Origin of the sequence: Streptomyces dengpaensis, assembly GCF_002946835.1 — a bacterium.
GTDB lineage: Bacteria > Actinomycetota > Actinomycetes > Streptomycetales > Streptomycetaceae > Streptomyces > Streptomyces dengpaensis.
Genome location: NZ_CP026652.1, coordinates 1,768,219 through 1,782,480 on the forward strand (window position 1 = coordinate 1,768,219; position 14,262 = coordinate 1,782,480).

Genomic DNA, 14,262 nt, shown 5'->3' on the forward strand with positions numbered 1-14,262 from the left:
CCGCCTTTCGAGGTTCGGCCCCCGCGGGTGCGCGAGCGGGTGCGTGATGACGGGTGCCGGGACAGGAGTTGGCCGGTCGGTTCGCCGAACTCGCCGTCGGCCACGATGCGTTCGCCGCGCAGCCAGGTGGACTTGACGACACCGCTGAGGGTCTTGCCCGCGTACGCCGTGACCCGGTTGCGGTGCTGGAGCGCGGCCGGGTCCACGGTGAAGGTCTCGTCGGGGGCGAGGACCGCGAAGTCGGCGTCGCGTCCGGCCTCGATGGCGCCCTTCTGACCGAGCCCCGCGAGGTGCGCCGTGCGCGTGGACATCCAGCGGACGACGTCCTCTAGGCCGTAGCCCCGCTTGCGGGCCTCCGTCCAGACCGCCGACAGGCTCAGCTGGAGGCCGGAGATGCCGCCCCACGCGGTCGCGAAGTCGTCGGTCTTCAGGTCGGCCGTCGACGGCGAGTGGTCGGTGACGACACAGTCGATGATGCCGTCGGTGAGCGCCTGCCACAGCAGGTCCTGGTTGGCGGCCTCGCGGATGGGCGGGCAGCACTTGAACTCGCTGGCGCCGTCCGGGACTTCCTCGGCGGTGAGCGTGAGGTAGTGCGGGCAGGTCTCCACCGTGAGCCGTACGCCCTCGGCCTTCGCGGCGGCGATCAGCGGCAGCGCGTCGCTGGACGACAGGTGCAGCACGTGTACGCGCGCGTTGAGGCGCCTGGCCTGGGCGATGACGTTCTCGATGGCGGTGTCCTCGGCGTCGCGCGGGCGCGAGGCGAGGAAGTCTGTGTATTTCATGGCCTTCTGCCCGCCCATCCGCGGGGCGGCGGACAGGTGGTGCGGGTCTTCGGCGTGCACGATCAGCAGGCCGTCGAATCCGGCGATCTCGGTGAGGGACCGGGCGAGTTGCTCCTGGTCCAGCTCGGGGAACTCGTCGACTCCGGAGGGCGACAGGAACGCCTTGAAGCCGAAGACGCCCGCGTCGTGCAGCGGCCTGAGGTCCTTGACGTTGCCGGGCAGCGCGCCGCCCCAGAAGCCGACGTCGATGTGCGCCTTGGAGCGGGCGACGTCCTTCTTCGTGCGGAGGTGGTCGACCGTCGTCGTCGGGGGGAGGGAGTTGAGCGGCATGTCGATCAGGGTGGTGATGCCACCGGCGGCCGCGGCGCGTGTCGCGGTCCAGAAGCCCTCCCACTCCGTGCGGCCGGGGTCGTTGACATGGACGTGCGTGTCGACGAGGCCGGGCAGCAGGACGTCGTCGCCGAAGTCCTCCCGCCGGGCACCGGCCGGCACCTCCGCGTCGTACGCGAGCACGGCCGTGATCTTCCCCGCGGCGACCGCGACCGAGGCGGCACGCGTCCCTTCGGGAGTGATGACGCGCGTCGAGCGCAGCACCCGTTCGACCGTTCCGACGTCGGACACCCGGACCCCTCTCTGCCGTTGTCGACTCCCGATACGCGGGTTTACGCCCACGTAACAAAATTCAACGTTCTGTTGAAGGAGTCTTCACTCCGGCTCTCACCTCGTCAAGAGCCCGCTTCTTCACTCTCCCCCCGATCCACCTACCCTCTGGCATATCCGCAAAGTGGAAGTAGAATTCCAACCAGCAGAACGTTGCCACGCGCAACCTGGGAGTCAACCAACTCCCCGGTAGGCTGCATCCCTGCCCACCCGTCTCCCGCCACCGCCCTGTCCGAGACCCTTCGGGTCGCCCCTCTGAATTCCGCGCCTGAAAGGACCGCCGCCGTGCCGTCGTCCAGCGCCAGCACCACCGACGCCGCCAAGTCACCCGCTCCCAGCGGCGGCGTCCAGTCCCTCGAGCGCGCCTTCGATCTGCTCGAGCGCATGGCGAACGCCGGCGGCGAGGTCGGCCTGAGCGAGCTGTCGGCGAGCAGCGGGCTGCCGCTGCCCACCATCCACCGGCTCATGCGCACGCTGGTGGCCTGCGGATACGTACGACAGCAGACCAACCGCCGGTACGCGCTCGGCCCCCGCCTGATCCGCCTCGGGGAGTCCGCCTCCCGGCTGCTCGGCACCTGGGCCCGCCCGTACCTCGCCCGCCTCGTCGAGGAGACTGGCGAGACCGCGAACATGGCGCTGCTCGACGGGGACGAGATCGTCTACGTCGCCCAGGTGCCGTCCAAGCACTCGATGCGCATGTTCACCGAGGTGGGCCGCCGGGTGCTGCCGCACTCCACGGGCGTGGGCAAGGCGCTGCTCGCGCACACCCCGGACGACGAGGTGCGCGCGCTGCTGGCCCGTACGGGCATGCCCGCCGCGACGGAGAAGACGATCACCACGCCGGACGGCTTCCTCGCCGCGCTCGACGAGGTGCGCCGGCTCGGTTACGCGGTCGACGACAACGAGCAGGAGATCGGCGTCCGCTGCCTGGCCGTCTCCGTACCCGACTCCCCCACCGCCGCCGCCATTTCGATCTCCGGCCCGGCGGGCCGGGTCACCGACGCGGCCACCGAGAAGATCGTGCCCGTGCTGCAACAGGTCGCGTCGGAGCTGTCGGGGGCCCTGGCCAGTTCCGGGCCCGGGGCCTGATCAGAGCCCCGAGGCCCCAGGGACGTGCGGGGCTAGCGCAGCGGCGGTTCCCGGAACAGATCCACCGCACTGCGGACATCGGCGAGGCTGGTGGCCAGTGCGCTGACGGAGCCGATCGCGCCCGCGACCAGGAGGAGGGAGCGGCGCAGCCGCGGGATTTCGGGGATGCCCGTGACGGCCATCGCGGCGAGGGCCGCGAGTTCGTCCTCGGCGATGCCGCGGTCGGGGAACTCGGCGGGATGCGCGGCGAGTTCACGGCGCAGCCGCGAGACGGCGGTCCGTAGCTCCGCCACCCTCGGGTCCTCGTCGCTGCCGGTCACTGGCCTCTGCCCCAAGCTCCGCAACACAGCGCTCCCCCCTCGCACACCGTTGTGCGTCGGTCCTTCGTACGTCCCCCGGATCCCCCATGGCGGTGGTCGGGCGCCGGGGGACGCGGGTCAGTAAACGCCACCCCGCGCGCCGGGCGCCACTCCGTGGACCGAAATTCAGCCCAAGGGGCACGGGGTCCGAACGGGTTCCGGCGCACGCCCGGCGCCGGCCGGGTATGCAGAGGACATGACGGAGAACAAAGCCCAGGTCGCCGGGCTGCTGCTGGCGGCCGGCGGCGGGCGGCGCCTCGGCGGGCGGCCCAAGGCCCTCCTGCGGCACCGCGGACGCCCCCTCGTCGAACACGCGGTCGGAGTACTGCGCGCGGGGGGCTGCACCCGCGTCCATGTGGTCCTGGGCGCCCAGGCCGATGCCGTACGCGAACAGGCGTTGCTGCCCGGGTGTGTCCTCGTGGACAACCCGGACTGGGAGGAGGGCATGGGTTCCTCGCTGCGGGCGGGACTCCGCTCACTGGCGGACACGGGGGCGCGGGCCGCGCTGGTGTCGCTCGTCGATCAGCCCGGAATCGGGCGGGAGGCGGTGGCCCGGGTGCTCGCCGCGTACCAGTCCCCCCTGTCGCTCGCCGCGGCGGCGTACGGCGGAGTACGCGGCCACCCGGTGCTGTTCGGCTCCGGTCACTGGGCGGGCATCGCGGCGACCGCGACCGGCGACCGGGGGGCACGCGCCTATCTGAGGGCCCACGACGACATCGTCACGCTCGTCGAGTGCGGGGATGTGGCCGAGGCGTACGACATCGACACGGAGGGCGATCTGATCCACCTTGAGTGAGCGGGGTGGCACCGAGCGCCACCTTGCCTCGACCCGGAGAATCTCGACATCAACAAACCATTGAATTTCCACCATGAGGAAACTAGTATCCACTGCTCAGAAGCCGCTGGACCGCTCCGAGGACGTGGTCAGCCGTATCCGGTGCCCGTGACACCCAGTGCCCTACGTAACGCCGAGCGCCCTACGTAACGCAGTTCGCCGAAGGAAGTGACAGCTCATGTCCGCACCAGCGCCGTCCCCGCTGGCCATCGTCGACGCCGAGCCCCTGCCCCGGCAGGAAGAGGTCCTCACCGACGCGGCCCTCGCCTTCGTGGCCGAGCTGCACCGGCGGTTCACGCCCCGGCGTGACGAGCTCCTCGCCCGCCGCGCGGAGCGCCGCGCCGAGATCGCCCGCACCTCCACCGTCGACTTCCTCCCGGAGACCGCCGCGATCCGCGCGGACGACTCCTGGAAGGTGGCCCCCGCTCCGGCCGCCCTGAACGACCGCCGCGTCGAGATCACCGGCCCCACCGACCGCAAGATGACCATCAACGCCCTCAACTCGGGTGCCCGGGTCTGGCTCGCGGACTTCGAGGACGCCTCGGCGCCCACCTGGGAGAACGTGGTCCTCGGCCAGCTCAACCTGATCGACGCGTACACCCGGAACATCGACTTCACCGACCCGCGGTCCGGGAAGTCGTACGCACTGAAGGCCGATGACGAACTCGCGACCGTCGTGATGCGCCCGCGCGGCTGGCATCTGAGTGAGCGTCACCTCGTCGACGCGGACGGCAAGCCCGTCCCGGGCGCGCTCGTCGACTTCGGCCTGTACTTCTTCCACAACGCGCGGCGGCTGCTCGACCTCGGCAAGGGCCCGTACTTCTACCTCCCCAAGACGGAGTCGCACCTGGAGGCCCGCCTCTGGAACGACGTCTTCGTCTTCGCGCAGGACTACGCCGGCATCCCGCGGGGCACCGTCCGCGCGACCGTCCTGATCGAGACGATCACGGCCGCGTACGAGATGGAGGAGATCCTCTACGAACTCCGCGACCACGCCTCCGGGTTGAACGCGGGCCGCTGGGACTACCTCTTCTCCATCGTCAAGAACTTCCGTGACGGCGGCGCCAAGTTCGTCCTTCCGGACCGCAACGCGGTGACGATGACGGCCCCGTTCATGCGCGCGTACACCGAACTCCTCGTCCGCACCTGCCACAAGCGCGGCGCACACGCGATCGGCGGCATGGCCGCGTTCATCCCGTCGCGGCGCGACGAAGAGGTCAACAAGGTCGCCTTCGAGAAGGTCAAGGCCGACAAGGACCGCGAGGCGGCCGACGGCTTCGACGGGTCGTGGGTGGCCCACCCGGACCTCGTCCCGATCGCCATGGCCTCGTTCGACGCCGTCCTCGGCGACCGGCCCCACCAGAAGGACCGGCTGCGCGAGGATGTCCACGTCGAGGCAGCCGACCTGATCGCCGTCGACTCCCTGGACGCCAGGCCGACGTACAACGGTCTCGTCAACGCCGTCCAGGTCGGCATCCGCTACATCGAGGCCTGGCTGCGCGGCCTCGGCGCCGTCGCCATCTTCAACCTCATGGAGGACGCGGCCACCGCCGAGATCTCCCGCTCGCAGATCTGGCAGTGGATCAACGCGGGCGTCGAGTTCGAGAACGGCGAGAAGGCCACGCCGGAACTCGCCCGCAAGGTCGCCGCCGAGGAGCTGGCGAACATCCGCGCCGAGATCGGCGAGGAGGCCTTCGCCGCCGGCCACTGGCAGCAGGCCCACGACCTGCTGCTCACCGTCGCCCTCGACGAGAACTACGCGGAATTCCTCACGCTGCCCGCGTACGAGCAGCTGGACGGCTGAACCGGCTCCAGAAGATCACTTCTCCGAGTGGCCCAGGGACTTCCCCGGGGCCACTCGGTCGCGTACGAGCCGCTTGACCGCCGTGGGCTCGGGAAAGCCCTGCTCGCGGCGGTCCCAGACCACCTCGTCGTTCACGCGGACGACGAAAACGCCCCCGGTGCCGGGCTTCAACGACAGCTCGGTCAGCTCCGCCTCGAACGTCGTCAGCAGCTCCTGCGCCAGCCAGGCGGCACGCGGCAGCCACCGGCACTGGGTGCAGTACTCGATCTGGACGCGCTGGGTGTTGTCCGAGGGCGGCTGGGGGTTTTCCGGGGTCATCCGAGGTGCACCGACCAATCCTGTTCCGCGTCCGGTTTGCCGTGCAGGTCGGGGACCCGCTTGAGCCACTTCGGCCGGCCTGCCTGTGTCTTCGCCGCGCGCAGGGCCTCCTCGGCGGCGAGCTCCTCCCGGCTGGGGAAGTCCGTGGGCAGCCAGGCCGCCGACGCCTTCGCGCGCGCCAAGAGGTGGTCGACGTACGCCGCCCGGACCTCGTCGGGCGTCGCGAATCCCGGTTCGTCCGCCAGCCAGGCGTCCGGCACCTCGGCGGTGATCTCCCGCAGCAGCTCCGCCGTCACACGGGGTGCCAGCTCGGCGTCAGCGGCGCGGGTGTCGGGGGCGTGTCCGCCGAGCGCGTGGTGGCGGAAGTCGTACGCCTTCTCGGGGGAGGAGGCGTCCCAGCGGTGGTGGAACACGAGGGCCGCGCCGTGGTCGATCAGCCAGAGGCGCGGGGGTGCGACGCCGAGTGTGGGCCAGACCATCAGATTCGAGCTGTGGACCGTGCGGTCGACGTTCACGGTGAGGGCGTCGAGCCAGATGATCTTGCCGGCTTCCAGCGGGTCGACGTGGAAGCCCTGGGCGACCTCCGGCGTGAAGTCCTTCGCGCCCGAGAGGTAGTCCATGCCGAGGTTGATGCCCGCGCTGGCGCTGTGCAGGTCCCGTACCTCCTGGTGCGGTTCGTGCGCGGCGACCGCCGGGTCGAAGTGCACGAGGACCAGCTCGGGGAACCGCAACCCGAGGGCGCGCGCCAGCTCACCGACGATGACCTCGGCGACCAGCGCCTTGCGGCCCTGCGCGGAGCCCCGGAACTTCACGACGTACGTCCCCAGGTCGTCGGCCTCGACGACTCCGGGGACGGAGCCGCCAGACCGCAAGGGATCGATGTAGCGGGTTGCGAAGACCTCTCTTAGCATTTTCCCAGGCCACCCGCCTCTTCAGCCTTGAAATCCGCGCTCGGCATCGGAGGCACGCAACAGCGGGAATCGCCCATCATCAGCCCTGGGGAGAATCTGGGGAGTTTCGACTGGCATGCAGATCTCCCTGTCTCCCCAGCATTCCATCGATGGCCGTCCGCCCCTTGCTTCCGACCTCCGGCATGAAGTGAGCATACTGACCGAGGGTGACCGCTGGTGAGGAGTGCCCGAGCCACCGAGGCATAGGTGGCGCAGCACCTGGCGAACCAAGTCGTCTGGTCAAGGACGTGCCGTTGTACCTGGTGGACGACGGCACGGCGCCCTCCGTCTCCGTGAGCGAGCATGACAGGCCAGGTGGGACTGCCCGCCACGATCACGTGGCGACGTTGCGCAGAGCCGCCGCAAGCTCCTTGAGGTCCAGGCCCGAGAAATGGTCGAGGAAGTGGCGGCGAACGGAAGCCAGGTGGGTCGGATAGGCCTCTTCCAGCCGGGCGAAGCCGGCATCGGTGAGGATTGCGTTCCAGCCGCGGGCGTCCTCTTCCGACCTGACCCGCTGGATGAGTCCTCGGCTCTCCAACCGGCTCGCCAGCCGCGTCATGCCGCTGAGCGACATATCGCAGGCGTTGGCAAGATCACCCATGCGCAACTGGCGGTCCGAAGCCTCGGAAAGGTTCATCAGAGTCAGGTACTCAGTGAGGGAAAGACGCTGCTCCCGGACCATGTCGGCGTCAATGGCGCGCGGCAGGGAGTAGACGACGCGACTCAGTGACCGTACGACGGCCTCTTCGTCCGGGGCGAGGGGTTGCAGCCCCGGCTCAGCGGGGGCTGCCAGCCGTGCAACAGGTGACATGACTGCATATTACTTGCTCGGCGAAGGGACTGCCCAAGGAGCCCCTGCACCGGTGAGCGGCAGGCGCTCGAGCGAACGCCCCAGGACGTCGGGGGAGAGTGATGTACCGCACTGGGTTCGCTTCCGGCACGGCGAGCCCGGCGTCGGGGGGTGCTACCTACGGGCCGGCGGCACCGGAACATGTACGCCAGACCGATACGTATGCCAACCGGTGGAATCCGCGGTGGCGCCGTTGCCGCCCGGGAGTCCACCGGTCGTGCCCCTATCGCCCGTGGCCGCCATCTCCACCGCAGGACAGCGCTCGGGCAACGAGGACTGTTGGTCCGTTACGCGGCGCGCAGCGGGGCGAGGGCCTTGCTCCAGGCCAGCACCTGGTCCAGCGTGGTGTTCAGCGCCTCGACCTGGAAGTCGCCGGGCTTGAACTCGCTGAAGTTCTCGAAGTCGTTGAACAGCGACAGCGCGACCTGAGAGCGCACGTCGGCCATCTGGAGTTCACCCGCGACCAGGCGCAGGTGCTCCACCGCGCGGGCGCCGCCCAGGGAGCCGTAGCTGACGAAGCCGACCGCCTTGTTGTTCCACTCCGCGTAAAGGAAGTCGATCGCGTTCTTCAGAACTCCGGACGTCGAGTGGTTGTACTCGGGCGTCACCATGATGAAGCCGTCGAACGAGTCGATCTTGCTCGCCCATTCCTGAGTGTGCGGCTGAGCGTACTGGCCCAGCGACGGCGGGAGCATCTCGTCGAGGTGCGGAAGCTTGTAGTCCAGCAGATCGACCAGCTCGAACTCCGCATCGGTGCGCTGCGCGGCGATGTCCTGCACCCAGTGGGCCACGGCCTCGCCGTTACGTCCGGGACGGGTGCTGCCGAGGATGATTCCAATCTTGGTCACGTCAAAGGCCCTTCGTAGAGGCACTCCCGGAGCGCTTCCGGGATATGCTTGTTTCGACAAGCAATCTAGATCGCAGTCGTTGCCTAGTCAAGCAAACTCCTTGGGGCGGCTCACGCCGATCAGGGATTGGCGCGCTACGACGACGATCAGTTGGCCCGGATCAGGTCGACCGATGCCATCGCCGGGGCGGGGTGGCGTCCGGGAGAAGCCGTCGCCGCCCGACCGGTCCGCTCAACACACTCAGGACCGAGACGAAGCGAGGCCAGACCGAATCCCTTCACAGAAGCGCAGAGCCTGCTCGCCCTACCGACCCACACTTCCTGGACCGCAACAACGAGGTGATGTCTTCCATGACTGCGAAGCCGACCCGATCCGTCGACACGGTGCGACCGCTCACTGCGGACGAAGAGGCCGTCGTCCGATCCCTTCCGCAGCTCATCCACGCCCTGCCGCGCGCCATCGACGCAGACATGCTCCGGGAGCAGCGCCTTTCCCTCACTGAGTACGTGACTCTGATGACCCTTTCCGAGGCGCCGGACCGTCAGCTGCGCATGGGCCAACTCGCCGACGCCTGCGAGATGTCGCTCAGCGGCACGACACGTATCGTGCACCGACTGGAGAGCCAGGGGTTCATTCAGCGGACGCAGTGCTCCCAGGACGGTCGTAGTTGGCTCGCCGCCCTCACCGATGCCGGCATGGCCCGGCTGCAAGAGGTGTATCCGGTCAACCTGGCCGCCGTCCGTCGCCACTTCCTCGACCATCTTGTCGGGCTGGATCTCAGGAAGCTGGCCGCCGCCCTGCGGGACGTCGGGGCCTGAGCGCTCCGCACGCCTCGCCACGGATCCCCTGCTGAGCACACGGTTGCCCACACGAGGGTGGCATGCCCGCCGCGGCCACCCTCGTGTCCAGCGTCCCGCCCGGATGCCGACGCGAGCGCCCCAGCCGACAGCCACTACGGCCGGGACTCAGTGCCCACGGCGAGGTCCCCATGACCAGGAGGCACTGGGCGCCGCCGGCCTGATCGCAGTGCGAACGATCACAGTCAGAACTTGCTTGACGCGGCAAATAAATGTTCTATGGTTCATCCGTCAAACGAAAAGCGAGGTGAACCAACCATGGGAACTCACGCCCCGACAGCGACAGGCCCCGCCTTCGCGCCGCGTCGCTCACCCGGTCCTGCACAGCGACCGCCAAGAACCGCTCCCCTCTCCGCTCGCACGCGGCTGCCGTTGCGTCCGTTCAACGGCATGTCCAGCGGAACCAGCAGTCACATCACTGCTCTTGAGCTGGGACGGGAACGTTGAGGCCCACCGTCGGCGCCCACCGCCCACCCATGCGGTCAGCGGCTGTGAAGCGGACCTTGCGACACGTAGGGACGGGTGCGGCGGCGCTCGCTCTCATGTACGCAGCAGTCCTCGGCGTCTCCCCCGTCGACCGGTCCTATGTCGACCTCTTGCGCCTGGACTCGGCACCCGTACCGGTACAGATGCACACCGTGGCCGCCTGGCTCCTGATGGCCCTGACCCTGCTCTGGCTGGCTCATCGTCGTTCTGCGGTCTACGCACGTGCAGCCATCGCGTTGCTGCTGGCGAGCGCCGCCGGCCTGATCTTCGCCGGCGCCGTCTCCCTGCCGGGTCTGCCGGTGCCCGAGGGCTCCCTCGTCCGTGACTACCTGGCGCTGCCCGGAGCTCTCGCAGGCTGGTACGTGCTGGCAGGGCTCGCGGTCGCCGCAGGCCTTTCGGCCGTCCGGGCCCGAATAGTCGTCTTGGTGGTCGCCCTGTCCGCGGTCACGATTGCTGTGCTGACGTCCGATCACCGCATGCTCAGCGCCGTGTGGGCCGCAGGCGTCCCCCTTGTCGCCTGGTGCGTCGCGGGGCTCGTGCAGCGGCCGGAAACCAGCAGTCGTGGGCCTGTGGACGCCTGGGAGCCGGACGGTCGCACGGTGCCATTCCGGCCTCGCCCCGACGCGACGGGCCAATGGGGTGCCCCCCTGTCCGAGCCGCTACGCGAGGCAAGCTGATGACCCAGCACATCGATGGATTCATCGAGGCAGCGGGATGGTGGTCCTACCTGGTCGTGTTCGCGGCGACGGCCTGCGAGACCAGTGCCTTCATCGGCCTGCTGGTTCCCGGGGAGATGGTCGTCCTTCTCGCGTCCGCCATCGCGGGCCAAGGCGACCTCAACGCCCTGATCCTGGGCGTCGCCGTCGTGGCCGGCGGGGTGACCGGTGACAACCTCGGTTATGCACTGGGCCGCCGGTGCGCGCGTCGCCCCGGCAGACGGCGAGTACGCCTGAACCGGCACCGGCATCACCAGAGACGGACACAGGCCTTTCTGGTGCGTCACGGTGGCGCGGCGGTTTTCACCGGCCGGTTCATCGGTTTCGTACGGACCTTCCTGCCCTACGCCGCCGGCGCGTCGGGCATGCCGTACCGCCGCTTCGTCCTTTACAGCACCGCCGCGGCGCTGGTCTGGGGCATCGGCAATGTGCTGCTCGGCTACTTCGCCGGGGCGGCCGCCGTCGAGTTCCTGCACTCGGCCGGTCCGATCGGCATCGCAGCGCTCGCCACCGTAAGCGTGGCGGCCTACCTCGTCGCTCGGATCCGTGCGCACCACCGCAACAGCGCCGGCGCGCCGGCCCAGTCCACCGTGGTCATGTACGGCCCGGCCGCCTCGCGGAGCACGTATCAGCCTCCGGCACACACTTTCACGCATCCACAGGAGAAATGAGTCATGTCATTCGAGGATCTGGCTCTGGCGGTCGTGCCGCTGGACGCCCCCGAAGCCGCGGACCCGTCCGTCACCGGCGCAAAGGCCGCCCACTTGGCCCGCGCCTCCGGGGCAGGGCTGCCCGTGCTGCCCGGCTTCGTACTGGTGCCGACGCAGCGGGTGCCCGACGCCCCCAGCGGACCGGAGGCAGTGCGCTCCGCCTGGCGCACCCTGGCCGGCGCACAGGGTTCTGATCGTGCGGTGGTGGTGCGCTCCTCGTCCGTGTACGAGGACGCCGAGGATTCGTCGATGGCGGGGCGCTTCGCATCAGTGCTGGATGTATGGGGCTGGGAGGAGTTCGCCGCCGCGGTGCGGACCGTGCTCGATTCCGCGCGGCGGGTACAGCCCTTGCGCCCGCCGGCCGGAGCCGTGCCGGGGGACGGGATGGCCGTGCTGGTCCAGCCCATGCTCACGTCGGCCGTGGGAGGCGTGATGTTCGGCGCCGACCCGGTCGAGGGCCGTACCGACCGCATTCTGGTCAGCGCGGTGCGCGGTGGCCCGGACCAACTGGTCGACGGCAGTACGCAAGGGGTCCGCTACCAGCTGACAAGGCGCGGTCGGCTCGTGCGGGCCGAACCGGCCGAACGCCGCGTGGCCCGGCTGCTCCCGCGCCGCCGGACCGACCGTCTGGTGGCACTGGCCAAGAAGACCGAGCGGGTCTTCGGCAGTCCGCAGGACATGGAGTTCGGTTTCGACCCCGAGGGTCAGCTGTGGCTGTTCCAGTCGCGTCCCATCACCGCCATGGCCGCGCGGCCGCGGCGTGGCGCCCGGCTGCTGGGTCCCGGGCCGGTGGCCGAAACCTTCCCCGCCGTCATCCAGCCGCTCGAGGAGGATCTGTGGGTGGTGCCGATGTCCCACGGCCTGACCGCCGCGCTCGACATCTCCGGCGCGGCATCCCGGAGACGGCTGCGCAAGGTGCCGGCGGTAGTCACGGTGCAGGGGCGTGCGGTGGCTGATCTGCGGCTGCTCGGGGTCACACCTCCCCGTCATCCCTTCCTCGACCGTCTCAACCCCGTGCCGGGCGCACGACGCGCCTCGGCGGCCTGGCGAGTGGGTCGGCTGCGCGGCGCTCTGCCGCTGCTGGCGATCGACCTGATGGCGGACGTGGACCGGGCGCTGGCCGGCTTCCCGTCACCCTCCGAGATGCTCGGCGGACAGTTGCTGGACTCCGTCGCCTGGGGTCGGCAGGTACTGGTCGCCCTGCACGCCCAGGAGTCGCTGGCCGGGGCGCTGCTCGGCGCCGGCCCCGGCACCACGGCTGCGGGTGAGGCGCTCGCCGAACTCACCGAGGGCCGGTCCCAAGGACTGAGTGACCAGGAACTCATGGAACGCCACCCCGCTGTGCTGGCTCTGCTGCCGCCCACGCTGGCCGACCGCGCACCCCTGCCCGCGCCGGCCGGACGGACCGCGCTGCCGCGCGGAGTGGGCGCGCTGCCGGTGCGTGAGGGGCTCAGGCTGCGCATCCGCTGGGTTCAGGAGATGCAGGCGCAGATGCTGCGGGAGCTGGGACGCCGACTCGGAGTGGGCACCTGTGAACTCGGCCTGTCCCGCCTGGTGTTGTTGCGCTGGGCAGAGCTCGTGCGGGCGGCGCGGGGCGAAGGGCTTCCGGCGGACTTCGCCCAGCGAGTGCCGCGTCAGGACACCGGTGCACTCCCCGACGAGTTCCGCCTGGCGGACGGCGTTCCCGTGGCCGAGCCCAGACCCGGATCCCGAACTGCGGGGCAGGGGTCGGGCGGCGGCTTCGGCACCGGCACGGCCTGGGACGGTCGCGGTGAGCGCCCCGACCGCCCGGTGCTGGTGGTCCGCTTCCTGGATCCCGCCCTGGCACCGCTGCTGCCGGGCCTGGCCGGCCTGGTCGCCGAGACCGGCAGCCCCCTGTCCCACCTCGCTCTCCTCGCTCGCGAATACCGCATTCCCACCGCGGTCGGCATATCTGGAGCGACGACGCGCTTTCCCATCGGCACGCACCTGACCGTCGACGGCGGGACAGGCGCGGTGACCGAGCGCGACGTCCCCGAGACCGCGTCCCTTACCGTCCCGGCACGACAGGAGTCGGCTGCGTGAAAACCATCAGACTGACTGGCTACGCCTTCGGAGGACTCTCCGCCGCCTACGCCGGCTTTTACACGGTGCTCTACCTGACCAGGTGGGAATGGCAGCGGGCCCTGATCTCCGCAGTCCTGCTGGTGATCGTCGAGATTCTCCTCGCCACCGTCCTGCTGCTCGCGCGTTTCTCCCGGTTGGACCACCGGCTGAACGAGGCCGAGGCCCGCACGAAGGAGGTGCGCGGCCGACTGGAGCAGACCAGGCAGACCAGGACACCCACAGGGAACCGCTTCGCGTGGCTCCCATCGGCCGACCCCGGTGAGGCGAGCGGCGTCCAACGCACCTTCGTGTTCGTACCGGTTCTCATGGTCGCGGGCGCGGTCCTCTCCGGACTCGCGATGGTCATCCAGAAAGTCGCCGGCGCGACCGTCAGAGCCGGCGCGGAACGGCGCCTGGCCGGGCGCCTGACGGCACTCACCGCCCCGCCGGTCGACGACGTGGTCCCGCTGGAGGACCAACCGGCCGTGGCTCCTTCGCGCCCAGGACGCAGAGCACTCACCGTGACCGCGGTCCTGGCGAGTCTGCCCCTCGCCCTGCTTCTGTGGTCCGCACTCGCGGACGCGACCCAGACACGCCCCGAGCGCACGCCCGACGCATCCAGTACGACCGTGGTCTTCACGGTCGCGACCTACGGGGAACAGAGCTCCGAAGTCGTGCGGCTCGCGGCGAATGACCTGTGGGAAACCTGCCGCCGCTCCACTGCCGCGAGGAACGACAAGGCCGGCCTCCAGCGCATGGACGAGGACCTCTTCGCCGGCGTCGTCAGCCCCGCCCTGCCCTCACACGACCTCATGCGTCTGCGGGGTTGCCTCGAGGACGCCAACACCCACCGTACGACCGCAGTTGTACTGGACTGACGCTTCCTCAGCGTGACGCAGGGCACAGCACCCAT

At 69.9% G+C, this 14,262-nt stretch carries 13 protein-coding genes and 1 pseudogene; 8 read left to right on the forward strand and 6 right to left on the reverse strand.

Going from position 1 to position 14,262, the window contains the following annotated elements; genetic code table 11:
• Nucleotides 1–50: 50 nt before the first annotated feature.
• Nucleotides 51–1,403: pseudogene (allB, locus tag C4B68_RS08105) on the reverse strand (allantoinase AllB); the annotation flags it as partial.
• Nucleotides 1,404–1,727: 324 nt separating this feature from the next.
• Between allB and C4B68_RS08110 the strand changes: the two are divergent.
• Nucleotides 1,728–2,531: an IclR family transcriptional regulator gene (locus C4B68_RS08110; RefSeq protein ID WP_099498712.1), complete on the forward strand. Its 804-nt coding sequence runs from the start codon at nucleotides 1,728–1,730 to the stop codon at nucleotides 2,529–2,531.
• A gap of 32 nt (nucleotides 2,532–2,563) precedes the next feature.
• On the opposite strand, the gene C4B68_RS08115 is transcribed toward C4B68_RS08110, so the two are convergent.
• Nucleotides 2,564–2,878 carry a DUF5955 family protein gene (locus C4B68_RS08115; RefSeq protein WP_099498713.1) on the reverse strand — a complete coding sequence of 105 codons (315 nt, stop codon included), beginning with the start codon at nucleotides 2,876–2,878 and terminating at the stop codon, nucleotides 2,564–2,566.
• A gap of 208 nt (nucleotides 2,879–3,086) precedes the next feature.
• On the opposite strand from C4B68_RS08115, the gene C4B68_RS08120 reads away from it, so the two are divergent.
• Together C4B68_RS08120 and aceB are read left to right on the forward strand one after the other, a co-directional pair.
• Nucleotides 3,087–3,686, forward strand: a complete 600-nt coding sequence (locus C4B68_RS08120; RefSeq protein ID WP_099498714.1) for a nucleotidyltransferase family protein — start codon at nucleotides 3,087–3,089, stop codon at nucleotides 3,684–3,686.
• 217 nt (nucleotides 3,687–3,903) lie between these two features.
• Nucleotides 3,904–5,529 (forward strand): malate synthase A, encoded by a 1,626-nt coding sequence (aceB, locus tag C4B68_RS08125; RefSeq protein WP_099498715.1) that lies wholly within the window; start codon nucleotides 3,904–3,906, stop codon nucleotides 5,527–5,529.
• Between the two features lie 15 nt (nucleotides 5,530–5,544).
• Here the strand turns inward: aceB and C4B68_RS08130 are convergent, their stop codons facing one another.
• The 4 genes from C4B68_RS08130 to C4B68_RS08150 form a co-directional block, all read right to left on the reverse strand.
• Entirely contained in the window at nucleotides 5,545–5,847 is a 303-nt protein-coding gene (locus tag C4B68_RS08130; RefSeq protein ID WP_099498716.1) for an Rdx family protein, read from the reverse strand.
• Entirely contained in the window at nucleotides 5,844–6,758 is a 915-nt protein-coding gene (locus tag C4B68_RS08135) for a HipA family kinase (RefSeq protein WP_099498717.1), read from the reverse strand. The genes C4B68_RS08130 and C4B68_RS08135 overlap by 4 nt, the downstream gene beginning before the upstream one ends.
• A gap of 373 nt (nucleotides 6,759–7,131) precedes the next feature.
• The gene (locus C4B68_RS08145) at nucleotides 7,132–7,608 is read right to left on the reverse strand and encodes a MarR family winged helix-turn-helix transcriptional regulator (protein ID WP_099498719.1); all 477 of its coding nucleotides are present in this window, start codon (nucleotides 7,606–7,608) and stop codon (nucleotides 7,132–7,134) included.
• Nucleotides 7,609–7,934: 326 nt separating this feature from the next.
• Complete coding sequence (locus C4B68_RS08150; protein ID WP_099498720.1) at nucleotides 7,935–8,495, reverse strand: NADPH-dependent FMN reductase; 561 nt, start codon at nucleotides 8,493–8,495, stop codon at nucleotides 7,935–7,937.
• A gap of 350 nt (nucleotides 8,496–8,845) precedes the next feature.
• Between C4B68_RS08150 and C4B68_RS08155 the strand changes: the two genes are divergently transcribed.
• The 5 genes from C4B68_RS08155 (at nucleotide 8,846) to C4B68_RS08175 (ending at nucleotide 14,227) form a co-directional block, all read left to right on the forward strand.
• Nucleotides 8,846–9,313 carry a MarR family winged helix-turn-helix transcriptional regulator gene (locus C4B68_RS08155; RefSeq protein ID WP_099499023.1) on the forward strand — a complete coding sequence of 156 codons (468 nt, stop codon included), beginning with the start codon at nucleotides 8,846–8,848 and terminating at the stop codon, nucleotides 9,311–9,313.
• Nucleotides 9,314–9,894: 581 nt separating this feature from the next.
• Entirely contained in the window at nucleotides 9,895–10,515 is a 621-nt protein-coding gene (locus C4B68_RS08160; protein WP_099498721.1) for a hypothetical protein, read from the forward strand.
• Entirely contained in the window at nucleotides 10,515–11,225 is a 711-nt protein-coding gene (locus C4B68_RS08165; protein WP_099498722.1) for a DedA family protein, read from the forward strand. Before C4B68_RS08160 ends, C4B68_RS08165 begins: the two co-directional genes overlap by 1 nt.
• 3 nt (nucleotides 11,226–11,228) lie before the next feature.
• A complete protein-coding gene (locus C4B68_RS08170) occupies nucleotides 11,229–13,328 on the forward strand; it encodes a PEP/pyruvate-binding domain-containing protein (RefSeq protein ID WP_099498723.1) in 2,100 nt (699 codons plus the stop codon).
• Nucleotides 13,325–14,227, forward strand: coding sequence for a hypothetical protein (locus tag C4B68_RS08175; protein ID WP_240634255.1), 903 nt, complete (start codon nucleotides 13,325–13,327; stop codon nucleotides 14,225–14,227). The genes C4B68_RS08170 and C4B68_RS08175 overlap by 4 nt, the downstream gene beginning before the upstream one ends.
• Nucleotides 14,228–14,262 lie beyond the last annotated feature (35 nt).